The sequence below is a fragment of the Streptomyces sp. NPDC090994 genome (assembly GCF_044768905.1).
Taxonomy (GTDB): domain Bacteria; phylum Actinomycetota; class Actinomycetes; order Streptomycetales; family Streptomycetaceae; genus Streptomyces.
This window is the reverse complement of the sequence record NZ_JBIVWS010000006.1, coordinates 163,401-187,989: the sequence shown is the minus strand read 5'-3', so window position 1 is coordinate 187,989 and position 24,589 is coordinate 163,401. Positions and strand designations below refer to the sequence as shown.

The following is a 24,589-nucleotide window of genomic DNA, read 5'->3' as shown; positions in this document are numbered from 1 at the left end:
TACGGTCCACATCGATCTTGATCCGACCGGGCAAGTTTTTCTTCTGCACAGCCGGTGGATGGTGAAAGTGCTGGTCACGGCTGTCATCGAGGGGATGGCGAGGGCTTGTTCACAGGGCTGTCCACCGGGTCGTGCACAGGTTTCGCGGAGTTCTCCACAGCATCTGGGCCGTCGTCCACATGGCCTGTGGATAACCAGATTGGCTGACGGTGCCGACGGGCCTACGGTGGTCCGGCGCCCGCTCCGTCCACCGGTTCGCGAAACGGTATAAATCCGCCGCGCCGGAACCGGAGTTGGGCCTCTTATTTGTCAGTGCCGTGCCGTAGAACTGAGGGGCACGGCGAGGTCCGCACCGCGGACGGGAGGAGGTGGCTCGGTGAGTATTTCCGAGCCCTTGGACGAGCCGTGGGCCGACAGCGGTCCAAGCGATCGTCTGCCCGCCTCCCGCCGCCGCGGTGACGGGGCGCGCGGCCGCGACGACCAGCACGAGCGCGGCCGGGAGAGCGGTGTCTGGGACGGCGCGGGTCCGGCGTTCGAGCGGGTTCCCCCGCAGGACCTGGACGCCGAGCAGTCGGTGCTCGGCGGCATGCTGCTGTCCAAGGACGCCATCGCCGACGTGGTGGAGATCCTCAAGGGCCACGACTTCTACAAGCCGGCCCACGAGACGATCTATCAGGCGATCCTCGACGTCTATGCCAAGGGCGAGCCCGCCGACCCGATCACGATCTCCGCCGAGCTGACCAAACGGGGCGAGATCAACAAGGTCGGCGGGGCGTCGTACCTGCACACCCTCGTCCAGACCGTACCCACGGCGGCCAACGCCCCGCACTACGCCGAGATCGTCCACGAGCGTGCCGTCCTGCGCCGCCTGGTCGAGGCGGGCACGCGCATCACGCAGATGGGATACGCGGCCGACGACGACGTCGACGAGATCGTCAACCGGGCGCAGGCGGAGATCTACGCGGTCACCGAACAGCGGACCAGTGAGGACTACCTGCCGCTCGGCGACATCATGGAGGGCGCGCTCGACGAGATCGAGGCGATCGGCTCGCGCAGCGGCGAGATGACCGGGGTGCCCACCGGTTTCACCGACTTCGACTCGCTGACCAACGGGCTGCATCCCGGGCAGATGATCGTCATCGCGGCACGTCCCGCCATGGGTAAGTCGACGCTGGCGCTGGACTTCGCACGGGCCGCGTCGATCAAGCACAACCTCCCCAGTGTCGTCTTCTCCCTGGAGATGGGGCGCAACGAGATCGCGATGCGCCTGCTGTCCGCCGAGGCGCGCGTCGCCCTGCACCACATGCGGTCGGGCACCATGACCGACGACGACTGGACGCGGCTGGCCCGCCGGATGCCGGACGTCTCGGCGGCTCCGCTCTACATCGACGACTCCCCCAACCTGTCGATGATGGAGATCCGCGCCAAGTGCCGCCGCCTCAAGCAGCGCAACGACCTGAGGCTGGTCGTCATCGACTACCTCCAGCTGATGCAGTCCGGCGGGTCCAAGCGCGCCGAGAGCCGGCAGCAGGAGGTCTCGGACATGTCCCGTAACCTCAAGCTGCTGGCCAAGGAACTGGAGATCCCGGTCATCGCGCTCTCCCAGCTCAACCGTGGTCCCGAGCAGCGCACGGACAAGAAGCCGATGGTCTCCGACCTGCGTGAGTCCGGTTCCATCGAGCAGGACGCGGACATGGTCATCCTGCTGCACCGCGAGGACGCCTACGAGAAGGAGTCGCCGCGCGCGGGCGAGGCCGACCTGATCGTGGCCAAGCACCGAAACGGTCCGACCGCGACGATCACGGTCGCCTTTCAGGGGCACTACTCGCGCTTCGTGGACATGGCGCAGACCTGATCCAGGCTCGTCGAGTCGCCTCGACCCCTCCCTTAATGAGCTCGACTCGGGGAGTCCGGGCGGGTGGACTGGGGCCATGACGTCACCTGAGGAAGATCTGCTCCCCGCCACCCGCCGGGCGCTGCTGCACCGGATCGCCGTGGCCCAGTCCGAGGGCCGCGCACCGTCCCTGACCGCTGCGGTCGTCCGCGGCGGGCGGACCGTCTGGCACGGTGCGCGGACATCGGTGGACGGGCACGCCCCGGACGCGGACGTGCAGTACCGGATCGGATCGATCACCAAGACCTTCACGGCCGTTCTCGTCCTGCGCCTGCGTGACGAGGGCCTGCTCGACCTGGGGGACCCGCTGGAGAAGCACCTGCCGGGTACCGGGGCGGGGGAGGCCACGATCGCCGGGCTGCTCGCCCACACCGGTGGCCTGGCGGCCGAGTCGCCGGCGCCCTGGTGGGAGCGGACCCCCGGTTCCCTCCGGCCCGAACTCGCCGATGTGCTGGGCGAGCAGCCCCTCCTGCACCCGGTGGGCCGTCGGCACCACTACTCGAACCCGGGCTACACCCTGCTCGGCGCGTTGGTCGAGGAGGTGCGCGGGGCGCCCTGGGACGACGTACTGCGGCGGGAGGTCCTCGAACCGCTGGGGCTGACGCGTACGAGCCCGCGTCCCCGTGCGCCGCACGCGGGCGGCTGGGCGGTGCACCCGTGGGCGGACGTGATGCTGGCCGAGCCCGTGGAGGACCTGGGGCGGATGGCGCCGGCCGGTCAGCTCTGGTCGACGGCCGGGGACCTGGCGCGGTTCGCCGCGTTCCTGACGTACGGGGACGACAGGGTGCTGAGCTTGGAGAGCGTGCGGGAGATGCGGGCGCCGGCGGCACCAGCCGAGGCGGCGGACGTCGCGGACGGTATGACGTACGGCCTCGGTCTGCAGATCATGCACGGGGGCGGACGGATGCTGGTGGGGCACTCCGGCTCGCTGCCGGGTTTCCTGGCCAACCTCACCATCGGTGTCGAGGACGACGTCGCGGCGGTGGTGCTGGCCAACTGCACCTCGGGCCCGCGGCTGTCCGTGGTGGGGGCCGATCTGGTCCGTATCGTCGCGGAGGCCGAGCCGCGGATTCCCGCGCCGTGGCGGCCGTTGCCGCAGGTCGACGCGTCCGTACTGGAACTGGCGGGGCCGTGGTACTGGGGGACGAACGCCTTCGTCCTGCGTCTCACCGCCGACGAGGGTGTCTCCCTGGAGCCGTTGGCGGGCGGTGGCCGGCGCTCGCGGTTCCGGGCCAACGGCGACGGCACCTGGCGCGGCCTGGAGGGCTACTACGCCGGTGAGCTGCTGCGGGCCGTGCGGCGCCCGGACGGAACCGTGAGCCACCTCGACCTCGGGTCGTTCGTCTTCACACGGCAGCCGTACGACGAGGACGCTCCCGTGCCGGGCGGGGTGGACCCGGAGGGGTGGCGGGGGATCGGCTGACTGGCCGGAGTGCCCCGTTTCACGTGAAACAGGGCACTCCCGGTCGACCTTGCCCGGCCTTGTCAGAGCTGGAGCTTGAAGCCCACGTGGGACGCCGAGAAGCCGAGCCGCTCATAGAAGCGGTGCGCGTCGGTGCGGCTGGCGTCGGAGGTCAGCTGCACCAGGGCACATCCGAGGCGACGTGACTCGTCGATCGCCCACTGGATGAGCTGTGTCCCCAGGCCGCTGCCGCGGTCGTCGGCGTGGACACGTACGGCCTCGATCACCGACCGGGTCGCGCCGCGCCGGGACAGGCCGGGGATGACGGTGAGCTGGAGCGTGCCCACGACCCGTCCCGCGCGGACAGCGGTGATCAGTCGCTGGTTCGGGTCGGTGCTGAGCCGCTCGAAAGCGGCCAGGTACGGACGCAGATCGCCGGGCGACTCGCGCTGGGCGCCCAGCGGGTCGTCGGCGAGCATGGCGACGATCGCGGCGATGTCGTCCTCGACGGCCGGCCTTATTTCAAGATCTCCCATGTCCCGCACCCTACGCAGGGGGGCGGCGGCATCGGCGGCGGTTCCGAACGGGTTCAGGCGGGGACCGGTGCCTTCAGGGTCTCGATGGCCCGGACCAGCGGGGCGATGTCGGGGTTCCGCGAGGCTTCGTCGAGGGCTTCACGGAGCGCGGTGTCGTTGGTGGGCCGGGCCTCGTTCAGCAGCTTCAGACCGTCCTCGGTGACGTTGGTGTAGATGCCGCGACGGTCGGTGGGGCAGAGGTAGCGCTCCAGCAGGCCGCGGTCCTCAAGACGGGTCACCAGGCGGGTGGTGGCGCTCTGGCTGAGCACCACCGCGTCGGCGACCTGCTTCATCTGCAGATGCCCTCCGTCGCCGTCGTGCTGGCGGCTGAGTACGTCGAGCAGGGAGTACTCGCGCACGCTGAGGCCGTGACCGGCCTGCAGGGCGCGCTCGATGTGGGTCTCGATCCTCCCGTGGAGCAGGGAGAGTGCGCACCATCCCTGGGCGAGGGCGGTGAGTGCGGGGTCTGTCGCTGTCATGGCGTTCCTCCGTCCCGGAGCGGCTGAGACAAGGGTAAGCCAGGAATGCAATAGAGGGCGTTTGCTGTTAGCTAGCGTGTGCAACTATTGTGGGCGCGGTTCAAGCGCTCCTGCAAACTCTGGAAAGGTGTACCTACCCATGCCTCTCGCGCTCCTCGCCCTGGCGATCGGGGCCTTCGGGATCGGAACGACCGAGTTCGTGATCATGGGGCTGCTGCCCGAGGTCGCCGGTGACTACGGGGTCTCCATTCCCACTGCCGGTTTCCTGGTGACCGGCTACGCCCTCGGTGTCATGTTCGGCGCCCCGCTGATGACCGTTCTCGGCACCAGGGTCCCCCGCAAGCGGATGCTGATGCTGCTGATGGGGCTGTTCGTCGTCGGCAACCTGCTCTCCGCTCTCGCCCCCTCCTTCTGGGTCATGGTGACCGGCCGGGTGGTGGCCTCGCTCGCCCATGGCGCCTTCTTCGGGATCGGCTCGGTCGTCGCCGCCGATCTCGTGGCTCCCGACAAGAAGGCCGGGGCCATCGCCATGATGTTCACCGGGCTGACCGTCGCCAACGTGGTCGGCGTTCCGCTGGGCACCCTCGTCGGTCAGTCCGTCGGCTGGCGGGTCACCTTCGGCCTCGTCGCCGCACTCGGTGTCATCGGGCTGGCCGGCATCGCGAAACTGGTCCCCGACCTGCCGAAGCCCGAGGGAGTGCGGCTCCGGCACGAGCTGGCCGCCTTCCAGAACGTCCAGGTCCTGCTCGCGATGGCGATGACCGTCCTCGGATTCGGCGGGGTCTTCGCGGCCATCACCTACATCGCGCCGATGATGACCCACGTCGCCGGCTTCGCCGACACCTCGGTCACCTGGCTGCTGGTGCTCTTCGGCCTCGGCATGGTCGGCGGCAACCTGGTCGGCGGCCAGCTGGCCGACCGGGCCACGATGCCCCTGCTGTACGTCTCCCTGAGCGCCCTGGCCGTGGTGCTGGCGCTGTTCACGCTCACCGCGCACAACGAGATCACGGCAGCCGTGACCATCGTGCTGATCGGCGCCCTCGGTTTCGCCACCGTTCCGCCGCTGCAGAAGCGTGTCCTCGACCAGGCACACGGGGCCCCGACCCTGGCCTCCGCCGTGAACATCGGTGCCTTCAACCTGGGCAACGCGCTGTCCGCCTGGCTCGGTGGTCTCGTCATCGCCGCCGGATTCGGCTACACCGCCCCGAACTGGGTGGGTGCCGTCCTGGCCGCGGCGGCCTTGGTCCTCGCTTTCCTCTCGGCAGCCCTGGAGCGGCGCGACGGTGCGCCCAGCACGATCGTCACGGGCTCTCTGTCGACCGGGCAGCGGACGACCGCCGTTCACTGAGGGCACCCCCGCAGAAGCCCCACGCAGACCCCCCGCAGAAACCCCCCGCAGAAACCCCCCGCAGAAACCCCCCGCAGAAACCCCCCGCAGAAAAGGGAGAACCCTGATGAGCACCACCATCGCCCCCGCCCCGCTGACCACCCAGGACGCCGAAGCCCTCGTCACTGTCGCGTCCCGCGCCGCCGAGGACGCCGGGGTCCGGGTCAGCGTCACCGTCCTCGACGCGGGCGGTCACCTGATCGCCTTCCGGCGCGACGACCGTGCCGTGCTGATCTCCGGGGAGACGAGCACCCGCAAGGCCTACACGGCACTCCAGCTGGACACGCCCACCGCCGACCTGGTCGAGGCGGTCCAGCCCGGTGGCGTCTTCCACACGCTGCCCACCGCGCTGGACCGGCCCCTGCTGTTCATCGCGGGCGGCGTGCCGGTCCACCGCGACGGCCGGCTGATCGGCGCCATCGGTGTCGGCGGCGGGGCTCCGGAGCAGGACCACGCCTTCGCCTCGGCTGCCGTGGAGTCCCTGGGCTGAGGGACCGGGTCAGCCGGCCGCCACCGTCAGCGGAGCGAAGCGGCGGCTCCAGTCCCCCGGCAGCGCGGTGATGCCATGGGTCATCACCGCGTTGTGGCCGACGGACGACAGGCCACGGTCCTTGACCCAGGCCAGCAGCTCCTCGTGCCGTACATCGATGTCCGTACGCAGCGGGCCGTCGGTCTGCGCGGCGAGGGAGGAGAGCAGAGCCTTGGCCGTCTCCGTGTCACGGGCGATGAGCGGGCCCACGACATGGCTGTCCGTGTTGGGCCAGGCCGCGGCGTAGCCGATGAGCCGGCCGTTCTCCTCCGCGACCCGGAACCGGTCGGCGAAGGCGGGCAGCCGCGCGAGGATGTGCGTGCGATCCGTCCCGAAGACCTCGCCGTCGAGTCGCACCACCGTGGCCAGGTCATCGGCCGTGGCCGCCCGCGTGGCAATCCGGGATGCGGGGCCGCCGACGCCCGGCGAGAAGTGTCCGCGGACCATCTCCACGCTGCCGGTGACCTTGAAGCCCAGCTCTTCGTAGAGCGGCCGGCCGTTCGGGGTCGCGTGCAAGGTCAGTGGCGTGGGACCCGTCGTCGACATGACGTGGCGCATGAGCCGGCGTCCGACTCCTCGGCGGGCGTGCCGCGCGGCGACCAGCACCATGCCGACGGCCGCGAGAGCCGGGCGCCCGGGAGGGCCGTACTCGGTGACGGTGCACGCGGCGACCAGTCCGCCACCGGGGTCGTCGATGCCGTAGCCCTGCCCGGCCGTGAGGAGCAGGCCCCACTTGTGTTCTTCGCGGAGCCAGCCGCGGTCCTGGGACAGATCGGCGCACGCGGCGAGATCGCGGAAGGTCAGGCGTCGGATCGGCAGAGCGGCGAGGGAAGGAGTCGGCACGCGGGTCAGGCTGTCTGACGGCGGCCCCCGCCGTCCACCCGTTTCCGGGGAGACGTACGGGCTTTTGGACATGTCATCGATGACGGGCGCGGCATGGGGTCCCGCAGTGGTGTTTCACGTGAAACGGCGGCGAACGCGGAATGCGGGCCCAGAAGGCTGACGGGTCGGAGATGGGCGGGCAGAGCGTCGCTGGACGCCCTCCTCGTCCGCCGCACCTTGAGCGCCTCGGTCTCAGCCCAGGTCACGGGCGTGCAGGGCCCGTACCCCCTCGATGTTGCCGTCCAGATAGTGCCGCAGCGACAGCGGGACGAGATGGACCGAGGCGATACCGACCCGGGTGAACGGCACCCGGACGATCTCGTACTCGCCGGCCGGCTCCTCGACCTCGGGGCCATGCCGCTGGGCCGGGTCCATGGACTCCAGACGGCAGACGAAGAAGTGCTGCACCTTCACACCCGTCGTGTCGGCGTCCTCGCCGATGTGTTCCACCGTGTCCACGAAACAGGGGACCACATCGGTGATCTTGGCACCGAGTTCCTCGTGCACCTCGCGGTGCAGCGCGTCGACGACGGTCGAGTCCCCCGGCTCGACTCCACCGCCGGGGGTGATCCAGTAAGGATCCACACCGGGCTTGGTGCGCTTGATCAGGATCAGGTCGGCGCCGTCCAGGAGCACGGCACGGGCGGTGCGCTTGACCACGGGTCGGTCGGTCATGGGGGAAATGTGGCCCGGTTGGTTCCACGTGAAACATCGTGGAACGTCCCCGGACGGGCGTGCTCAGTCCCAGTCGGCAGCGGCCTGCAACAGCCACTCATGGGCCCGTGCGATGTGCGGCATCGCCAGTGTGCCGGTGCGCACCGCCAGGAAGTACGTCCTCAGCGGCGGCACCGCCGGGTCGTGCAGGCAGACCAGGTCGCCGCGCTTCAGCGCCTCGGCGCCGAGGTAACGGGGCAGTACCGCCAGCCCGGCACCGGCGACGGAGCAGGCGAGCACCGCCCGCAGATCGGGGACGATGATCGTCCCCGGGGTGGTCGGGCACGCGTCGAAGACGGAGGCCCAGTAACGGGCCACGAAGGGCAGCGACTCGTGCACCTCGACCACGGGGACGCGTTCCAGCGCGGACGCTCCGGCGCCGGCCCGCTGTGCGGCACCGATCTGCTTGGCCCAGCGAGGAGCGGCGACCAGGACGTGCTCCTCGTCGCAGAGCGGAGTCGCCGTGAGCAGAGCGCCGCGCGGACGGGCCGTACTGATGGCCAGATCATGATGTCCGGCGGCCAAGCCCTCCAGCGTCTCGTCCGCGTTGCCGAAGGAGGCGCGTAGGGCGAAACCCTGGCTGTCCTCGCCGGTGAGCTCCGTGAGCGCGGGCAGGGCCCGTTCGGCGGTGAACTCAGGGGGCCCGGCCAGATGCAGCGTCCGTAAGGACGACTCGTCGTCGAGGCCGGTCTCGGCTATCTCGACCAGGGCGTCGAGGTGGGGCGCGGCTTTGTGCGCCAGTTCGTCGCCGATGGTCGTGGGGGTCACGCCGCGGGCCTGGCGCAGGAACAGCGGCCGGCCCAGTTGCCGCTCCAGCGTGCGGATCTGGGAGGTGACGGCGGGCTGGGAGAGGCCGAGCAGAGCGGCGGCACGGGTGAAGGAACCAGCCCGGTGCACCGTCACGAACGTCCGCAGCAAGGCCAGATCCACGAAAACCCTTCCCCTCTTCCGCCTTTCCCCCGACCCCCTCGGCACCGCCCAACTATAAATATGTCGATAGGACCCTGTCGCTACTGTGATTGGACACTGACACAGAGTCAACTAGCCTTGTGCACGCGGTTCTTCGCGCGCGGAACCGAGGGCGGTCCGAGCCACGAGGGGGGAGGCTCGGACCGCCCGACCTGCCAGGAAACGCCCGCCCTGCCGGGGGACGCGGTCAGGTCAGTCCGCCGACGCGTCCAGTGCCCGCAGCAGATCGGCCACCAGGTCCTCCGGGTCCTCGGCACCGACCGACAAGCGGACAAAGCCCTCCGGCACCGCGTCGCCGCCCCACCGCCCGCGCCGCTCCGCGGTGGACCGCAGGCCGCCGAAGCTCGTCGCGTCGTCCACCAGGCGCAGCGCCTCCAGGAAGCGATCGGCACGCGCGCGCGTGGGCAGCGTGAAGGAGACGACGCACCCATAGCGGCGCATCTGCCGCGAGGCGATCTCGTGCGACGGGTCGTCGGGCAGCCCCGGGTACCGCAGCCCGGTGACCTCAGGGCGGGTCCGCAGGACCTCGGCGACCTTGAGCGCGGTGGCGTTCTGCCGGTCGGCGCGCAGCTGGAGGGTGGCGAGCGAACGGTGGGCGAGCCACGCCTCCATGGGTCCGGGGATCGCACCGACGATCTTGCGCCAGCGCCGTACCGCGGTCATGGCCTCGCCGCCGCGGCCGGCCACGTACCCGAGGAGGATGTCACCGTGGCCGGTGAGCTGCTTGGTGCCACTGGCCACCACGAAGTCGGCGCCCAGTTCCAGCGGGCGCTGCCCCAGCGGTGTGGCGAGGGTGTTGTCGACCGCGACCAGTGCGCCACGCGCGCGTGCCGCCTCGGCGAGCCGCCGGATGTCGCAGACGTCCAGGCCGGGGTTGGAGGGCGACTCGATCCACAGCAGTTTCGCCCCGTCCACCACGTCGAGCTGGGCGTCCCCGCCGGTCGGCGCGGTGCGCACCTCGATGCCGTACGCCTCCAGCTGCGCGCGCACCAGGGGCAGCGCCTGGTAGCCGTCGTTCGGCAGCACGACCGCGTCGCCGGCGCGCAGCTGCGAGAAGAGCACCGAGGAGATCGCCGCCATGCCGGAGGCGAACACGAGCGTCTCCACGTCGTCGCGCCCCGGTGCCTCCAGCCCTCCGATGGCACGCTCCAGCAGCGTCCAGGTGGGGTTCTCGTCGCGGCCGTACGTGTACGGACCCGTGGGGTCGCCCGGCAGATGGAAGTGCGCGGCGAACACCGGACCGGGCAGGGTCGGCTCGTGTTTGACCGGCTCGGGCAGCCCGGCGCGCACGGCGCGCGTGCCGTCACCCGCGTCCTGCGGAAGCGCTGCCTCCGCGGAATCGTGCCCCTGGATAGCGGAATCGTTCATGCCGCCTGTCCTTCCACTTGCTCACGTACGGCGGCGAGCAGGCCGTCGCTCGCCGCCTCCACCATCTCAAGGCACTCCTCGAAGCCGTCCATGCCCCCGTAGTACGGGTCGGGCACGTCGAGGTCGTCGGCGTCGGCGGTGGGATCGTAGGACCGCAGCAGGCGCACCTTGGCCGCGTCCCGCTCGGTGGGCGCCAGCCGGCGCAGCGCCCTGAGGTGGCCGGAGTCGAGGGCGATGACGAGGTGCAGGCGGGAGAACCAGGAGGCGTGGAACTGCCGGGCCGTGTGGTCGAGGGCGTAACCGCCGGCCGCCAGGACGTCCAGGGTGCGCGGGTCCGCGCCCTCGCCCTCGTGCCAGCCGCCGGTGCCGGCGCTGTCGGCCTCGACCAGGCCGTCGAGCCCGGCGTCCGCCACGCGCGCGTGGAAGACGGCCTCGGCCATCGGTGAGCGGCAGATGTTGCCGCTGCAGACGAAACAGACGCGGTAGGTCATGGGGTCAGTCCTTGTCGGGCAGGACCATGTTCAGGGCCCAGGAGACGATCGAGATGATCAGTCCGCCGAGGACGGCGGTCCAGAACCCCTCCACATGGAAGCTGAGATCGAGCGCGTCGGCCAGCCATGAGGTGAGCAACAGCATCAGCGCGTTCACCACCAGGGTGAACAGGCCGAGGGTCAGGACGAACAACGGAAACGTCAGCACCTGGACGATCGGCTTCACCAGAAGGTTCACCAGGCCGAAGACCAGGGCGACGAGGATCAGCGTGGCGGTCTTCTCGCCGGTGCCGCCCCCGGTCAGTGTGATCTTGTCGATGAGCCATACCGCGACCGCCAGGGCCGCCGCGTTGGCGATCGTCTTGACTACGAAATTCTTCATGTGTCTGATCGTGGCAGACACGATCGGCACCCCATGGTGAAGCAGGAGCGGACGAGGCGATGAAGGCATTCCGGCTGGACGAACTGGAGGCGGAACGCGTCGCCAACGACGGTGCCTACCTGCAATTCCTGCGGGAGCGGAACATGTCGGTCGGGCTGTACGCGCTCGACGCCGGCACCTCCGACCCGCAGCAGCCGCACGCGCAGGACGAGGTGTACTTCGTCGTCAGCGGCCGGGCCGCGATCACCGTCGGCATGGAGACGACCGAGGTGGCCCGCGGCAGCGTGGTGTACGTGCCGGCCGGGGTCGCCCACAAGTTCCACCACATCAGCGAGGACCTCAGGGTGCTGGTGGTCTTCTCGCCGCCCGAGGGCTGACCCGGACGGCCCGGATGCCTGGCGCGGTCTCCGGATTCCCTAGGGGATCGGTCAGGGAAGGACAAGGGCTGCCGGGCACCCGTACCGGACACCCGCCGCCTAGCATCGAGGGCAGGACATCAGGATTCCCGGACACCGGGCGATTCCCGGGAACGGGAGAGACGAGGACGAGGGCGATGCGTGAGATCTTCACGGGACTGCCGTGGTGGGTGAAGTGGATCGCGGTGCCGGTCATCGCCCTGGTCGTGTTCGGCGGCATGATCGTCAGCGTGGCCACCTTCGTGATCGGGCTGCTCTTCAAGGTGCTGGTCTTCGTGGCCCTGGTCGGCGGACTGATCTACATCGTCCGCAAGTTCATGTCGAACTCCTCCTCGCGGAGCGACTGGTGAGGCCGGCGGGGCACCGGTGGGGGTAACAGAAACCGCCGGTTCCCTCGCGCGAGGGACATTTCCCGGGCAGGCCGCCTGCGAGCGGTGACAGGCGGTTAAAGTCCGGAACTCCAGGCGGGGGCGACCCCGCAGCGGCGTACACCCCCACCCGTGTTCCCCGCAACGGCTGCCCCCTCGCTCCGGGAGTGACCCTTGGCCACGGCTGACACCGCACCAGTCCATCCGCCCGCGCTCCCCGCACAGCCCCGCTCCACGGCACCCACCGCGGACGCCCCGGCCCCGGACCCTCCCTCCGGGACCCTCATCGGCTCCGTGCAGCGGGCGCTGCGCCTGCTGGAGTGCGTGGCCGGGCACCGGTACGGCGCCCCCGCCAAGCAACTGGCCCGGGAGACCGGGCTGGCGCTGCCCACGGCGTACCACCTGTTGCGCACCCTGGTGCACGAGGGTTATCTGCGCCGCGACAAGGGTCTGTTCTTCCTCGGGGAGGCGTCCGAGCGACTGAGCAGCAGCGGAACGCAGCAGAAACGTCGCAGCGCGCTGGCGGAGGCCCTCGCGGGGCTGAGCGAGACGATCGGCGCCCCCGTGTACTACGCGATGTACCGCGACGGGGAGGTCGACATCGTGTGCGTCGCCGACACCCCGGGCGCTCCCGCGGTCGAGGAATGGGCGGACTTCCGTGAGACGGCGCACGCGCACGCCATCGGGCAGTGCCTGCTGGCTCAGCTGGACGAGGCGGCCCGTCGGGACCACCTCGACCGCCATCCGGTGCGGCCCGTCACCCGGTACACCGTGCGCGACGAGCACAGCCTGCTGAAGCGGCTGGAGCGGGTGGGCCGGACCGAGCCGGTGACCGAGTACCAGGAGTACGCGCTGGGCACGGTGTGCGGGGCGATCCCGCTCACCGTCGGCAGTACGGCGGCGACCGTGGCCATCTCCCTGCCCGTGCGCCAGGCCGACCGGCTGCTGCCCGCGCTGCGTCAGTTGCAGGGCGAGGTGGGGCGAATCCTGGGGTCGCTTTCGCCCTCTATCAGTATGTGAAAACTAACTCCTTGTGATCTGGTGTGTACGTTCAGCAAGATGCCACCAGTGTTAGAGGTTGATTCCCGGCCAGTCGACGGCGAATGACGGGGTATGCGATGCGTGAGTCCGTACAGGCAGAGGTCATGATGAGCTTTCTCGTCTCCGAGGAGCTGTCCTTCCGTATCCCGGTGGAGCTGCGCTACGAGACCAGCGATCCCTACGCCGTGCGACTGACCTTCCACCTGCCCGGTGACGCCCCGGTGACCTGGGCCTTCGGGCGTGAGCTGTTGATCGACGGGGTGGGCCGGCCCTGCGGTGACGGTGACGTGCGCATCTCGCCCGTCGACCCCGAGCCGCTGACCGAGGTGCTGATCCGCCTTCAGGTCGGTGCCGACCAGGCTCTGTTCCGCTCCTCGGCGGCACCGCTCGTGGCCTTCCTCGACCGCACCGACAAGCTGGTGCCGCTGGGCCAGGAGGGGATGCTCGCCGACTTCGACGCTCACCTGGACGAGGCGCTGGACCGCATCCTGGCCGAGGAACAGAGCGCGGGCTGAGGCGTTCCGGCGGCCTCGTGGAGGTGGCGTAACGCTTCGCCGGACGGTGGCTACCGTGCCGGAACGATCCTGCGGGGCCTTCGCCGGAGCGGACCGGAGCGGACCGGAGCGGACCGGAGCGGACCGGAGCGGACCGGAGCGGACCGGAGCGGTCCGGAGCCTTCCCGGTACGCCGTCACGGTCGAGGCACCGCCGGTGCTTCCGGCGCTCACCGGTCCCGCGGCAGCGCGACCGCTTACGGCAGCGCTACCGCTTACGGCGGCGGCCCCGCCCCCCGCGGGCCGCGGCCGGGGCGGCCCCCGGGGCGGCACCCGCAGGAGCCTCGCCGGGGCCCGGTCGGTCGGCCGAGACGACCAGCGCGGCGAGAGCCGTCGTCACCGGTACCGACGCCACCAGGCCGATCGAGCCGACCAGCGTGCGCACGATCTCCTCCGCCACCAGCTCGCTGTTGGCCACCGAGCCGACGCTGCTCTGCGCGATGGAGAACAGCAGCAGCAACGGCAGGGCGGCACCCGCGTAGGCGAGGACGAGCGTGTTGACGACGGACGCGATGTGGTCCCGGCCGATCCGGATGCCCGCGCGGTACAGGCCCCGCCGGCCCATCGTCGGATTGGCCTCGTGCAGCTCCCAGACCGCCGACGTCTGCGTCACCGTCACGTCGTCCAGCACACCGAGCGAACCGATGATGACCCCCGCCAGCAGCAAACCGCTCATGTCGATCGACGGGTACAGGCCGTGGATCAGGCCGGTGTTGTCGTCCGTGTCCCCGGTCAGCGCGGCCCAGCCGATGAAGAGCGAACCGAGGACGCCGATCAGCACCAGCGAGACCAGGGTGCCGAGCACCGCCACGGACGTACGGGCCGACAGCCCGTGGCACAGATACAGGGCGATCAGCATGATGGCGCTCGACCCGATCACGGCCACGAGCAGCGGGTTCGAGCCCTGCAGGATCGCGGGCAGGATGAAGAAGTTGAGCACCAGGAAGCTGATGGCCAGTGCGACCAGCGCCATCACGCCCCGCAGCCGTCCCACGACCACGACGGCGAGCGCGAAGATCCCGGCGAGCAGAGCCATCGGGAATCCGCGGTCGATGTCGGAGACCGAGTACTGCAGGTCCTTCGGCGCGGAGGGCTCGTAGGAGACCACGACCTCCTGGCCCTGGCTCAGCTGCCGGGACTGATCGGGCTGCACGACCTCGGTGAACGTACGGCCCTTGTCCTTGCCGGTGTCGACCCGGATCGTCGCCTTCTTGCAGGTGCCGTTCTCCTGCTGCTGCGCCTCGGAGCCCTCCGCGGTGGAGGTGTCGCCGGTGGAGGGGATGGTGGAGCCGTTCACCTCCTGGCAGCTCATCGCCTGCACCTTGGTGACCGTGGCCTGCTGCGTCTGCCGGTCGAACCCCACCCCGGTGCGTTCGTGCGCCGGAGCCCCGCCCGGCCACAGCAGGGCGAGCCCTACGACGACAGCGGCGGCGAAGGGGACCAGGACCGCCGCGATGACCTTGCGCAGGTGCAGGGAGACGGGGGCCGCCGGACCATGACTGTGCGAGTGCCCGTGCCCGCCGCCGAGGGGACCGTGCCCGCCGTTCCCAGGACCGTGCCCGCCGTTCCCGCCACCGGAGCTGTGTCCGCCGCCGGAACCATGACCACCGTCCCAGGGGCCGTGTCCGCCCCCGCCGTTCCCGGGACCGTGTCCGCCGCCCGGCCCCGCGTTCGCATCCCCCTGCCCGTATCCCTGCCCCTGACTGTGCCCCTGCCTGTGCTCATGCCCCGGCCCGTGCTCATGCCCCTGGACGTGCCCGCGGCCGCGTTCCTGTCCCTGCTCCCACCCAGAGCTCTGTCCCTGCCCGTGGTCGCTGGAGCGGGAGCCGTCAGCGGGAAGGGAACGGCTGCCGTCACCGTCTCCCGTGCCCGGTCCGCGGCGTGGTTCGGGCGGGGGGAAGGGGGGATGCTGCGTCGTGGTCACGGCCCGATCATCGCAAGAACGAAGGGGGCCATCTGTTCACCGCGCCCGAATTGACGCTAGCGTGGAGGCACCTTTTGTACACGCGGGAGCTCGGAGCACCGGGCTGAGAGGGCGCTGACCTCCGTCCCAGCGATGTTTCACGGGAAACATCACCGAAATCGAGTGATGTTCCCCACGAGGCGTCGGAGGACGGACACCGCTGCGTCGACCGCCGAACCTGTTACCGGGTAATGCCGGCGTAGGGAGTAGGTCTCATGACCAACAAGGACGCACGCACGCCTGCCTCCGCGCAGAACCTCGCGCAGAACTCCGCGCAGAACCTCGCGCAGAACTCCGCCCAGGAGGAGCCCGCGGAGGCCGGGAAGTCCATCGGCTGGCACAAGGCGTACGTCGAGGGATCACGCCCCGACCTGCGCGTGCCGGTCCGTCAGGTGCACCTCACCAACGGTCAGTCGGTCACCCTGTACGACACCTCGGGTCCGTACACCGATCCGCTGGTCGACACCGACGTGCGCAGTGGGCTGCCCCCGCTGCGCGAGAACTGGATCATCGCCCGTGGCGACACCGAGGAGTACACGGGCCGCCCCGTCCGCCCCGAGGACGACGGCATCAAGCACACCTCTCCGCGCGGCGGACTGCGCAACCTGGACGCGGTCTTCCCCGGACGTCCGCGCCAGCCCCGGCGCGCTCGCGGCGGGCAGGCGGTGACGCAGCTCGCGTACGCGCGCCGTGGGGAGATCACCCCCGAGATGGAGTACGTGGCCGTCCGGGAGAACGTCTCACCGGAGGTCGTACGCGAGGAGATCGCGGCGGGCCGGGCGGTCCTGCCGGCCAACGTCAACCACCCGGAGATCGAGCCGATGATCATCGGCAAGCGGTTCCTGGTGAAGGTCAACGCCAACATCGGCAACTCGGCGGTGACCTCCTCCATCGAGGAGGAGGTCGAGAAGATGACCTGGGCGACCCGCTGGGGCGCCGACACGGTCATGGATCTCTCCACCGGCCGCAACATCCACACCACCCGCGAGTGGGTGCTGCGCAACTCCCCCGTGCCCATCGGCACGGTCCCCCTCTACCAGGCCCTCGAAAAGGTCGACGGCAGGGCGGAGGAGCTGACCTGGGAGATCTACAAGGACACGGTCATCGAACAGGCCGAACAGGGCGTGGACTACATGACGGTCCACGCGGGCGTGCGCCTGCCGTACGTACCGCTGACCGCCAACCGCAAGACCGGCATCGTCTCGCGCGGCGGCTCGATCATGGCGGCGTGGTGCCTGGCGCACCACAAGGAGTCGTTCCTGTACGAGCACTTCGAGGAACTGTGCGAGATCCTCGCCGCCTACGACGTCACGTACTCGCTCGGCGACGGTCTCCGGCCGGGGTCGATCGCGGACGCCAACGACGAGGCGCAGTTCGCGGAGTTGCGCACGCTCGGGGAACTCAACCGGATCGCGAAGCGTTTCGACGTACAGACCATGATCGAGGGCCCGGGGCACGTCCCGATGCACAAGATCAAGGAGAACATCGACCTTCAGCAGGAGATCTGCGATGAAGCTCCGTTCTATACGCTCGGCCCGCTGACCACCGACGTCGCGCCGGCCTACGACCACATCACCTCCGGCATCGGCGCCGCGATGATCGCCTGGTGGGGCACGGCCATGCTCTGCTACGTCACGCCCAAGGAGCACCTGGGCCTGCCCCACCGCGACGACGTCAAGACCGGTGTCATCACCTACAAGATCGCCGCTCATGCCGCCGACCTCGCCAAGGGGCACCCGGGTGCGCAGGAATGGGACGACGCGCTGTCCGACGCCCGGTTCGAGTTCCGGTGGGAGGACCAGTTCAACCTCGCCCTCGACCCGGACACGGCACGGGAGTTCCATGACGAGACGCTGCCGGCGGAGCCCGCGAAGACGGCCCACTTCTGCTCGATGTGCGGGCCGAAGTTCTGCTCGATGAAGATCAGCCACAGCATCACCGAGCGGTTCGGTGGCGCGGCGGCCGAGGGGGCGTCTCCCGAGGAGGTCGCGGAGGGGATGCTCCAGAAGTCCAAGGAGTTCGCGCAGGCGGGCAACAGGGTCTACCTGCCCATCGCGGACTGAGAGACGACTGGGTGGCTCCGACGCTGAGCGGCGCCACCCAGTCCTCGCCGGCCGGGTCTCCGACCTGGACGACGGCATCCTGGCGGCGTTCGGCTCCCTGCTTCCGGAAGGCGACTGCCTTCGCCTGCTGCTCCGTGTCGAGCCGCGGTTGGTCGCTCCGGGGCAGCAGGGCGACGGGTGCCAGTAAGAGACGGCCACCAGGGAGCCGTCCGATGCGCCACCGGTGTGCGCTCCCCCGGGGCGGGGCCTGCCCGCCGGGGAGCGCACACCGGTGGTCACTCGGGCCGGTGTTCCGGGCCGCCGAAGTCCGGGCTGGAGTAGTCCGGGCTCGAATAGCTCGGGCGCGGACCGGCGCTCGATCCCTCGTCGGGGCTGCTGAAACCGGGACGCCCGTAGCCGAGTTGCGGCATACGGCTGGACGGTGCGGACGGTCCCGTACCGCCGGACGCCGCTGCCGGTGCCGCGGCCGGGTCGGCCAGGGCGTCCCGCAGGAACGGCACGATGCCCTGCTCCAGCAGGGCCGTACGCCAGGCTTCCCTGGCCCGCCTCACCTCCCCGTCGCGTTCGCCGTACGCCGAGGCCTCGGCCGAGGGGCGGTTGCGCAGCGCGGTGGTCAGCAGGCCGACGGCGGCCACGAGGATGGTGATCGCCGTCAGGGCGCCGAACACCCAGCCGGCGGTGAGCATGGTCCGGGCGAACGCCTGCTCCGGCGCGATCACCTTCAGGACGTACCCGACGAGCAGGAAGATCGCGGCGGCGGTGCCGGTCAGGACGGGTGCCAGGACCGTGATGACGGCGCCCGCGCCCGCGCCGGCGGTCTCGGCGACCTCGCCCATGGTGGCGGCGAGGCCCATCGACTGCGTACCGGACTCGGCGGAACCCGGTTCGCGGGCGGACGACGGCGAGGCGGACGACGCCGGGTGACGCAGTTCCTCGCGGACCTTCACATAGTGCTGGTACTCGGTCGCCGCCGCCGCGGTGATCAGGGCGGTGGCGCTGAGCGCCATGGTGCGCAGTTGGTCCGAGCTGAGCCGCTGTCCCACAGCGGCCAGTTCCGGGCGGTGTGGTGCGGAGCGCAGCGCCTCGTTGAGAACCCGCTCGTATTCTTGGCGGTCCTCGTTCAACAGGTGCTGCGGAACGCTGTTCATGTGCATCCCCCGATGCTCCGTAGGGCTTGGGGCTCGCATGCCAACGAGCCGTCGGGCAGAAACGGAGGGGAGCCTGCTACGGATAAGCCGATGGTAGAGCGGTGACGCCGCGGGGTGACAGGGGGTTTCCAGAAATTGGGTGCCGGCCCGGAGGCCCGCCGCCGGGGACCGGGCCGTCCCGGGAACGCTCAGTCGGGCAACGGCAGTTGCTGGACCAGCAGTTTTCCGGCCATGGTCACGCCGCCGTCCATCGCGATGGCGAGTCCGTCGGCGTAGACATGCGGTCCTTCGACCGTCGGACCGGAGTCGTCCTCGCCGTCCTCGGACCCGACCTCGCCGAGGAGATACGGGATGGGGCTGTGCCCGTGCACGATGCGGGTGCCGCCGTAGGTGTCCAGCAGTGAGCGCACGGCGTCGGCGCCGCCCTCGTCGCGGAAGGAGAAGCGTTTGGTGAACTTGCGGAACAGGTCCCACACCTCGTCCGCGTCGTTGCGCGTGAGCGTGTCGTGGATGGTGTCGTTGACCTCTTCGATGGAACCGCCGTAGTCGAGGTAGGCGGTGGTGTCGGAGTGGACGAGGAGGTGGCCGTCGACCTCCTCCACGGCGTCGAGCCGGGCCATCCACTGCAGATGGTGGTCCTGGAGACGGTCCATGTCGGTCTTCTGGCCGCCGTTCAGCAGCCAGGCCGCCTGGAAGGTGGCGGTGCCCGCGCCCGAGTTGACGGGCGTGTCGCCGAACCGCTTGGCGCCGAGCAGCAGCAGCTCGTGGTTGCCCATCAGCGCCTTGCAGTAACCGCCGGCCGCGGCGGCCTCGGCGGACAGCCGCATCACCAGGTCGATGACGCCGATGCCGTCCGGGCCGCGGTCGGTGAAGTCACCGAGGAACCACAGGCGGGCGGTGCCCGCGCACCACTGGCCCTCGGCGTCGATCAGGTGCTGCTCCTGGAGCGCGGCCACCAGCTCGTCGAGATAACCGTGCACGTCACCCACGACGTACAGCGGCCCGGGGCCCGGGGCGGGCGGCACCGCCGGGGCCGGTACGGGCTCGACGGCCACCTGGACCGGGTCCTGCCGGTCGATGACGGGCAGGTCGCGCTCGGTGGGGGTGTACCCGTCCGGCGCGGCCGTCTCGGGCGCCGGGACGGTGTCGCCGGGGTGCGCGCCCTGACCGTACGGACCGGTCTCGTGGACGTACGCGGGTACGCGGAAGTCGCGCAACGTCGCCGTCCGCTCCACCTCGGGTCCCTGACCGGCCCCCTGAGTCATCGACCCCTCCACCATCGCGCCGCATCTGCACCGCTTCGGACTGCCTGGTCGCAGCGGCCCGCGGTGTCGTGGGCCCATCATAGGAATGCGGATCGCGCTGTGTGATGACCCAGGGGTGGTGAATCGGAACAGGTCCCCGTCGTGACGCGGCTTTCGCCCCGATTGGCCCGCTCTTCTCCTGCCCCTCAGTCACCTCACGGTCACCTCTTGCCCCGTCTGCCCCGTCGTCCCAGGCCCCGAAGGGGGAGCGCTCCCGCGGTTCCTACTGACCCTCTGGTGAGCGCGGCGGGCTGACGGTCGTGCGGGGCGGCCGGCGCTGTGAGGAAGTCCGCACGATCAGCTCGGTCGGTATCACCTGCTCGACCGGTTGGTTGGCCTCGACGCTCTCGATGGCGTCGATCAGCAGCTGCACCACGGCCGTGCCGATCCGGCGCGGCTTGAGCGACAGCGTGGTGATGGGCGGCTCGGTGTTGGCGTACACGGTGGACTCGCTGCAGCAGACCAGCAGCAGGTCGTCGGGGACGCGCAGCCCGTAGCGGCGGGCCGCGGCGAGCAGGTCGGTGCCGTTGGGGTCGAAGAGGCCGTAGACGGCGTCGGGCCGGTCCGGGCGGGCGAGCAGCCGGTCGGCGGCGACGGCGCCCGCGCACGGGTCGTGCGCCGGGTAGGCCTCGTAGACCGGGTCCTGGCCGACGCGCTCGCACCAGCGCAGGTAGGCGGTGGTCGACAGGTGGGTGTAGGTGTCGGTGGTGGTGCCGGTGAGCAGGCCGATGCGGCGGGCGCCGGCGTCGGCGAGGTGGTCGAGGATGCCGAGGACGGCCGCCTCGTGGTCGTTGTCCACCCAGGCCGTGACCGGGAGCGCCCCGGCCGGGCGGCCGTCGGAGACCACCGGGAGTCCCTGGCGGACCAGTTCGCTGACGACCGGGTCCTGGTCGGAGGGGTCGATGACGACCGTGCCGTCCAGGGCGACGTTGGACCACACGTCGTGCCGGGAGGTCGCGGGGAGGATGACCAGCGCGTAGCCGCGGGCCAGCGCGGCCGACGTGGCGGCCCGCGCCATCTCGGCGAAGTACGCGAACTCCGTGAAGGTGAAAGGTTCATTCCCGTACGTCGTCACCGTCAGGCCGATGAGTCCCGACTTGCCGGTGCGCAGTGTCCGGGCGGCTGCCGACGGCCGGTAGCCCAGCCGGTCGGCGACCTCGCGGACATGGCGGCGGGTGGCGTCCGGGAGCCTGCCCTTGCCGTTGAGGGCATCGGAGACGGTCGTGATGGAGACTCCGGCGGCGGCGGCGACGTCTCTGATGCCCGCCCGGCCCGGCCGACTGCCTCGACGTGAGGTTTCCGCGCGGCTCACCTGGTGCTTCCCTGCTGCTGTCATGGCGAGCCGATAGTAGGGCTCATGGAGTGGGGTAGGGCGGACGCATATGCACGCGTTGACAGGCACGTTTCTGCATGGCCGGAGTGGCGCAACTGCCTTGGAAAGTAAGTCAGTTACGTCTTGTTACCCACGGACGTAGCGTGTCGGTGCACGTGGGCCTGCCAAGAGTGCGATGTTGCGAAGAGGTCTCAACTCACCACTACGGGGGACGCGCGCCACGGCGCAAGCCACCGGCGCATAGATATATGTAGGGGCGCCCCTGTGGAACGTACGCCTTCGGGCGCTGATGCCCCTGATGTCGGTGGGGCCCGGGTGGCTCGTCCTCGCCTGTACGCACCGGAGCCGAATCCTCATAAGGTGAGAAGTATTCGAAGCCGGTGGTGGTCACGAGGAGGACTGCGGTGAGCGAGACGAGCCCCAAGCTGCGCGCCGAGCTGGAGGGGATCCCCACCTACAAGCCGGGCAAGCCCGCGGCGGCCGACGGGCCGGCGGCCTACAAGCTGTCCTCCAACGAGAACCCGTATCCGCCGCTGCCGGGCGTGATGGAGACCGTCCTCGCGGCGGCCGGCTCCTTCAACCGCTACCCGGACATGGCCTGTACGGGGCTGATGGCCGAGTTGTCCGAGCGGTTCGGTGTCCCGGCCTCCCACCTGGCCACCGGTACCGGTTCGGTGGGTGTCGCCCAGCAGCTGCTCCAGGCGACGGCGGGCCCCGGAGACGAGGTGATCTACGCCTGGCGGTCCTTCGAGGCGTACCCGATCATCACGCGGATCAGCGGTGCGACGGCGGTCCAGGTGCCGCTGACCGACGGCGACGTGCACGACCTGGACGCCATGGCCGACGCGATCACCGACCGGACCCGGCTGATCTTCGTCTGCAACCCCAACAACCCGACCGGCACGGTGGTGGGGCGCGAGGAGCTGGAGCGGTTCCTGGACCGGGTGCCCGGCGATGTGCTGGTGGTGCTGGACGAGGCGTACCGCGAGTTCATCCGCGATCCCCGGGTGCCGGACGGCATCGAGCTCTACCGGGAGCGGCCCAATGTCTGCGTGCTGCGGACCTTCTCCAAGGCGTACGGGCTGGCCGGGCTGCGGGTCGGGTTCGCCGTGGCCCATGAGCCGGTGGCGGCGGCGCTGCGCAAGACGGCGGTGCCGTTCGGTGTGAGCCAGATCGCGCAGGAGGCGGCGATCGCCTCGCTGCGGGCCGAGGACGAGCTGCTGGGCCGGGTCGGCTCGCTGGTGTGCGAGCGCACGCGCGTGGTCGACGGCCTGCGGGCCCAGGGCTGGACGGTGCCGGAGACGCAGGCCAACTTCGTGTGGCTGCGGCTGGGGGAGCGCACGGTCGCCTTCGCCGAGGCGTGCGAGCGGGCCGGCGTGGTGGTCCGGCCGTTCCCGGGCGACGGGGTGCGGGTGACGGTGGGGGAGAGCGAGGCGAACGACATCTTCCTGAAGGTGGGGGAGGGGTTCCGCAAGGGGCTGTAGGGAGCGGTTGGCGCGACGGTTCAGGAGGCCGGGGGCGCCTCGCGGAGTGGTGTTGGTCACTCTGCGGGGCGCCCTTTTCGTGCCCTGTTCGCGTTCGTTTCACGTGAAACGGGCCTTCCGTGCCAGGTACGGCGCTCAACGGCCTCCGGAAAGGCCCGCCCGAGGGGTTGACGTCACAGGGGACCCCCCTTCCGGCGTCGAAAAGCTGTAGGTCATAATTGCTTGTGAATGTGAACGCGTTCACAAGCGTGTCGGATCACTCCCGATATGGGTGTGTCGTACACGCGCAATCTGCCGCTGACCACGGCGATGTGAGGAGAGTGACGACGTGGACTTGGCCCTGGCGCCGGAGACCCTGGCGCGCTGGCAGTTCGGCATCACGACCGTCTACCACTTCCTGTTCGTACCCCTGACCATCTCCCTGGCCGCCCTCACGGCCGGTCTGGAGACCGCGTGGGTGCGCACCGGCAAGGAGAAGTACCTCCAGGCGACCAAGTTCTGGGGCAAGCTCTTCCTGATCAACATCGCGATGGGCGTGGTCACGGGCATCGTCCAGGAGTTCCAGTTCGGCATGAACTGGTCCGACTACTCCCGCTTCGTCGGGGACATCTTCGGCGCCCCGCTGGCCTTCGAGGCGCTGATCGCCTTCTTCTTCGAGTCGACCTTCATCGGCCTGTGGATCTTCGGCTGGGACAAGCTGCCCAAGAAGATCCACCTGGCCTGCATCTGGATGGTCTCGATCGGCACGCTGCTGTCGGCGTACTTCATCCTCGCGGCCAACTCCTGGATGCAGCACCCCGTCGGGTACCGGATCAACGAGGAGAAGGGCCGGGCGGAGCTGACCGACTTCTGGCAGGTCCTCACCCAGAACACCGCGCTCAACCAGGTCTTCCACAGCTTCTCCGCGGCCTTCCTGACCGGCGGCGCCTTCATGGTCGGCATCGCCGCCTTCCACCTGCGGCGCAAGAAGCACATCCCGGTGATGCGGACCTCGCTCCGCCTCGGCCTGGTCACCCTCGCCGTGGGCGGCCTGCTCACCGCGATCAGCGGGGACACCCTCGGCAAGGTCATGTACGAGCAGCAGCCGATGAAGATGGCCGCGGCCGAGGCGCTGTGGGACGGCGAGGAACCGGCGCCCTTCTCCGTCTTCGCCTACGGGGACGTCGACGAGGGCCACAACAAGGTCGCCCTGGAGATCCCGGGCCTGCTGTCCTTCCTCGCCCACAGCGACTTCGACTCGTACGTGCCCGGCATCAACGACACCAACAAGGCCGAGCAGGAGAAGTTCGGGCCCGGCGACTACAAGCCCATCGTCCCCGTCGCCTACTGGGGCTTCCGCTGGATGATCGGCTTCGGGATGGCGTCCTTCACGCTCGGCCTGGCCGGGCTGTGGCTGACGCGGAAGAAGTTCCTGCTGCCCGCCGCCTGGCGGACCGGCGACGACGAGGTGCCGCACCTGGTCCTGCTGAGGAAGCCGCTCGGCAACCGCCTCACCCGCCTGTACTGGCTGCTGTCCCTGTGGACGATGGGCTTCCCGCTGATCGCCAACTCCTGGGGCTGGATCTTCACCGAGATGGGCCGTCAGCCCTGGGTCGTCTACGGCCTCTTCCAGACCCGCGACGCGGTCTCCCCCGGTGTCTCGCAGACCGAGGTCATCATCTCGATGACCGCCTTCACCCTGCTCTACGCCGTCCTGGCCGTCATCGAGGTCAGGCTGATGGCGAAGTACGTCAAGGCCGGCCCGCCCGAACTCACCGAGGCCGACCTCAACCCGCCCACGAAGATCGGCGGCGAGGCCCGTGACGCCGACAAGCCGATGGCCTTCTCGTACTAGGCGTAAGGGA

General features: G+C 70.1%; 23 protein-coding genes and 1 riboswitch. Of the genes, 11 read left to right on the top strand and 12 right to left on the bottom strand.

The window, feature by feature from the left end; translation table 11 throughout:
- Positions 1-376 precede the first annotated feature (376 nt).
- The gene (dnaB, locus tag ACIQR3_RS15885; RefSeq protein ID WP_403538812.1) at positions 377-1,855 is read left to right on the top strand and encodes a replicative DNA helicase; all 1,479 of its coding nucleotides are present in this window, start codon (positions 377-379) and stop codon (positions 1,853-1,855) included.
- A gap of 76 nt (positions 1,856-1,931) precedes the next feature.
- Positions 1,932-3,317, top strand: a complete 1,386-nt coding sequence (locus ACIQR3_RS15880; RefSeq protein WP_403538809.1) for a serine hydrolase domain-containing protein — start codon at positions 1,932-1,934, stop codon at positions 3,315-3,317.
- A 62-nt stretch (positions 3,318-3,379) separates the two neighbouring features.
- On the opposite strand, the gene ACIQR3_RS15875 is transcribed toward ACIQR3_RS15880, so the two are convergent.
- Together ACIQR3_RS15875 and ACIQR3_RS15870 are read right to left on the bottom strand one after the other, a co-directional pair.
- Entirely contained in the window at positions 3,380-3,832 is a 453-nt protein-coding gene (locus ACIQR3_RS15875) for a GNAT family N-acetyltransferase (protein ID WP_403538806.1), read from the bottom strand.
- 53 nt (positions 3,833-3,885) lie between these two features.
- Entirely contained in the window at positions 3,886-4,350 is a 465-nt protein-coding gene (locus ACIQR3_RS15870) for a MarR family winged helix-turn-helix transcriptional regulator (protein ID WP_403538802.1), read from the bottom strand.
- Between the two features lie 139 nt (positions 4,351-4,489).
- On the opposite strand from ACIQR3_RS15870, the gene ACIQR3_RS15865 reads away from it, so the two are divergent.
- Complete coding sequence (locus ACIQR3_RS15865; RefSeq protein WP_403538799.1) at positions 4,490-5,698, top strand: MFS transporter; 1,209 nt, start codon at positions 4,490-4,492, stop codon at positions 5,696-5,698.
- Between the two features lie 106 nt (positions 5,699-5,804).
- A complete protein-coding gene (locus ACIQR3_RS15860; protein ID WP_403538796.1) occupies positions 5,805-6,227 on the top strand; it encodes a heme-binding protein in 423 nt (140 codons plus the stop codon).
- 9 nt (positions 6,228-6,236) lie between these two features.
- Here ACIQR3_RS15860 and ACIQR3_RS15855 read toward each other — a convergent pair whose 3' ends face one another.
- The 6 genes from ACIQR3_RS15855 to ACIQR3_RS15830 form a co-directional block, all read right to left on the bottom strand.
- Entirely contained in the window at positions 6,237-7,109 is an 873-nt protein-coding gene (locus ACIQR3_RS15855; RefSeq protein WP_403538794.1) for a GNAT family N-acetyltransferase, read from the bottom strand.
- A 231-nt stretch (positions 7,110-7,340) separates the two neighbouring features.
- Positions 7,341-7,823, bottom strand: a complete 483-nt coding sequence (locus ACIQR3_RS15850) for an NUDIX domain-containing protein (RefSeq protein ID WP_403538791.1) — start codon at positions 7,821-7,823, stop codon at positions 7,341-7,343.
- Between the two features lie 63 nt (positions 7,824-7,886).
- Complete coding sequence (locus ACIQR3_RS15845) at positions 7,887-8,792, bottom strand: LysR family transcriptional regulator (RefSeq protein ID WP_403538789.1); 906 nt, start codon at positions 8,790-8,792, stop codon at positions 7,887-7,889.
- Between the two features lie 231 nt (positions 8,793-9,023).
- A complete protein-coding gene (locus tag ACIQR3_RS15840; RefSeq protein ID WP_403538787.1) occupies positions 9,024-10,199 on the bottom strand; it encodes a cystathionine gamma-lyase in 1,176 nt (391 codons plus the stop codon).
- Complete coding sequence (locus ACIQR3_RS15835; RefSeq protein WP_403538784.1) at positions 10,196-10,690, bottom strand: low molecular weight protein-tyrosine-phosphatase; 495 nt, start codon at positions 10,688-10,690, stop codon at positions 10,196-10,198. Before ACIQR3_RS15835 ends, ACIQR3_RS15840 begins: the two co-directional genes overlap by 4 nt.
- 4 nt (positions 10,691-10,694) lie before the next feature.
- A complete protein-coding gene (locus ACIQR3_RS15830; RefSeq protein ID WP_215169649.1) occupies positions 10,695-11,072 on the bottom strand; it encodes a phage holin family protein in 378 nt (125 codons plus the stop codon).
- A 59-nt stretch (positions 11,073-11,131) separates the two neighbouring features.
- Here ACIQR3_RS15830 and ACIQR3_RS15825 point away from each other — a divergent pair, with 59 nt between their 5' ends.
- From ACIQR3_RS15825 to ACIQR3_RS15810, 4 genes are all read left to right on the top strand, one after another.
- Positions 11,132-11,449 carry a cupin domain-containing protein gene (locus ACIQR3_RS15825; RefSeq protein ID WP_403538781.1) on the top strand — a complete coding sequence of 106 codons (318 nt, stop codon included), beginning with the start codon at positions 11,132-11,134 and terminating at the stop codon, positions 11,447-11,449.
- Between the two features lie 176 nt (positions 11,450-11,625).
- Entirely contained in the window at positions 11,626-11,838 is a 213-nt protein-coding gene (locus ACIQR3_RS15820) for a DUF5326 family protein (protein WP_403538779.1), read from the top strand.
- A gap of 312 nt (positions 11,839-12,150) precedes the next feature.
- Entirely contained in the window at positions 12,151-12,876 is a 726-nt protein-coding gene (locus ACIQR3_RS15815; RefSeq protein ID WP_403539272.1) for an IclR family transcriptional regulator, read from the top strand.
- A 98-nt stretch (positions 12,877-12,974) separates the two neighbouring features.
- The gene (locus ACIQR3_RS15810) at positions 12,975-13,412 is read left to right on the top strand and encodes an SsgA family sporulation/cell division regulator (RefSeq protein ID WP_215169640.1); all 438 of its coding nucleotides are present in this window, start codon (positions 12,975-12,977) and stop codon (positions 13,410-13,412) included.
- 246 nt (positions 13,413-13,658) lie between these two features.
- Here ACIQR3_RS15810 and ACIQR3_RS15805 read toward each other — a convergent pair whose 3' ends face one another.
- Positions 13,659-15,374 carry a YibE/F family protein gene (locus tag ACIQR3_RS15805; protein WP_403538776.1) on the bottom strand — a complete coding sequence of 572 codons (1,716 nt, stop codon included), beginning with the start codon at positions 15,372-15,374 and terminating at the stop codon, positions 13,659-13,661.
- Positions 15,375-15,446: 72 nt separating this feature from the next.
- Positions 15,447-15,636: riboswitch (TPP riboswitch) on the top strand.
- Between ACIQR3_RS15805 and thiC the strand changes: the two genes are divergently transcribed.
- Positions 15,629-17,476, top strand: coding sequence for a phosphomethylpyrimidine synthase ThiC (gene thiC / locus ACIQR3_RS15800; protein ID WP_403538773.1), 1,848 nt, complete (start codon positions 15,629-15,631; stop codon positions 17,474-17,476). Its footprint overlaps the riboswitch before it by 8 nt.
- Before the next feature lie 275 nt (positions 17,477-17,751).
- Here thiC and ACIQR3_RS15795 read toward each other — a convergent pair whose 3' ends face one another.
- The 3 genes from ACIQR3_RS15795 to ACIQR3_RS15785 all read right to left on the bottom strand — a co-directional run bounded on the left by ACIQR3_RS15795 (position 17,752) and on the right by ACIQR3_RS15785 (position 21,264).
- The gene (locus tag ACIQR3_RS15795; RefSeq protein WP_403538771.1) at positions 17,752-18,630 is read right to left on the bottom strand and encodes a hypothetical protein; all 879 of its coding nucleotides are present in this window, start codon (positions 18,628-18,630) and stop codon (positions 17,752-17,754) included.
- 182 nt (positions 18,631-18,812) lie between these two features.
- Positions 18,813-19,904 carry a metallophosphoesterase gene (locus ACIQR3_RS15790; RefSeq protein ID WP_403538768.1) on the bottom strand — a complete coding sequence of 364 codons (1,092 nt, stop codon included), beginning with the start codon at positions 19,902-19,904 and terminating at the stop codon, positions 18,813-18,815.
- Positions 19,905-20,151: 247 nt separating this feature from the next.
- Entirely contained in the window at positions 20,152-21,264 is a 1,113-nt protein-coding gene (locus ACIQR3_RS15785) for a LacI family DNA-binding transcriptional regulator (protein WP_403538765.1), read from the bottom strand.
- 401 nt (positions 21,265-21,665) lie between these two features.
- Here ACIQR3_RS15785 and hisC point away from each other — a divergent pair, with 401 nt between their 5' ends.
- Together hisC and ACIQR3_RS15775 are read left to right on the top strand one after the other, a co-directional pair.
- Complete coding sequence (gene hisC / locus ACIQR3_RS15780) at positions 21,666-22,745, top strand: histidinol-phosphate transaminase (RefSeq protein ID WP_403538762.1); 1,080 nt, start codon at positions 21,666-21,668, stop codon at positions 22,743-22,745.
- Positions 22,746-23,073: 328 nt separating this feature from the next.
- Complete coding sequence (locus ACIQR3_RS15775; RefSeq protein WP_403538759.1) at positions 23,074-24,579, top strand: cytochrome ubiquinol oxidase subunit I; 1,506 nt, start codon at positions 23,074-23,076, stop codon at positions 24,577-24,579.
- The last annotated feature ends 10 nt before the right edge of the window (positions 24,580-24,589 follow it).

Coding starts and splice junctions, on each gene's coding strand:
- ACIQR3_RS15880 (WP_403538809.1), top strand. CDS start 1,932: ATGACGTCACCTGAGGAAGATCTGCTCCCCGCCACCCGCCGGGCGCTG.
- ACIQR3_RS15875 (WP_403538806.1), bottom strand. CDS start 3,832: ATGGGAGATCTTGAAATAAGGCCGGCCGTCGAGGACGACATCGCCGCG.
- ACIQR3_RS15870 (WP_403538802.1), bottom strand. CDS start 4,350: ATGACAGCGACAGACCCCGCACTCACCGCCCTCGCCCAGGGATGGTGC.
- ACIQR3_RS15865 (WP_403538799.1), top strand. CDS start 4,490: ATGCCTCTCGCGCTCCTCGCCCTGGCGATCGGGGCCTTCGGGATCGGA.
- ACIQR3_RS15860 (WP_403538796.1), top strand. CDS start 5,805: ATGAGCACCACCATCGCCCCCGCCCCGCTGACCACCCAGGACGCCGAA.
- ACIQR3_RS15850 (WP_403538791.1), bottom strand. CDS start 7,823: ATGACCGACCGACCCGTGGTCAAGCGCACCGCCCGTGCCGTGCTCCTG.
- ACIQR3_RS15840 (WP_403538787.1), bottom strand. CDS start 10,199: ATGAACGATTCCGCTATCCAGGGGCACGATTCCGCGGAGGCAGCGCTT.
- ACIQR3_RS15835 (WP_403538784.1), bottom strand. CDS start 10,690: ATGACCTACCGCGTCTGTTTCGTCTGCAGCGGCAACATCTGCCGCTCA.
- ACIQR3_RS15830 (WP_215169649.1), bottom strand. CDS start 11,072: ATGAAGAATTTCGTAGTCAAGACGATCGCCAACGCGGCGGCCCTGGCG.
- ACIQR3_RS15825 (WP_403538781.1), top strand. CDS start 11,132: ATGAAGGCATTCCGGCTGGACGAACTGGAGGCGGAACGCGTCGCCAAC.
- ACIQR3_RS15820 (WP_403538779.1), top strand. CDS start 11,626: ATGCGTGAGATCTTCACGGGACTGCCGTGGTGGGTGAAGTGGATCGCG.
- ACIQR3_RS15810 (WP_215169640.1), top strand. CDS start 12,975: ATGCGTGAGTCCGTACAGGCAGAGGTCATGATGAGCTTTCTCGTCTCC.
- thiC (WP_403538773.1), top strand. CDS start 15,629: ATGACCAACAAGGACGCACGCACGCCTGCCTCCGCGCAGAACCTCGCG.
- ACIQR3_RS15795 (WP_403538771.1), bottom strand. CDS start 18,630: ATGCACATGAACAGCGTTCCGCAGCACCTGTTGAACGAGGACCGCCAA.
- ACIQR3_RS15790 (WP_403538768.1), bottom strand. CDS start 19,904: ATGGTGGAGGGGTCGATGACTCAGGGGGCCGGTCAGGGACCCGAGGTG.
- ACIQR3_RS15785 (WP_403538765.1), bottom strand. CDS start 21,264: ATGACAGCAGCAGGGAAGCACCAGGTGAGCCGCGCGGAAACCTCACGT.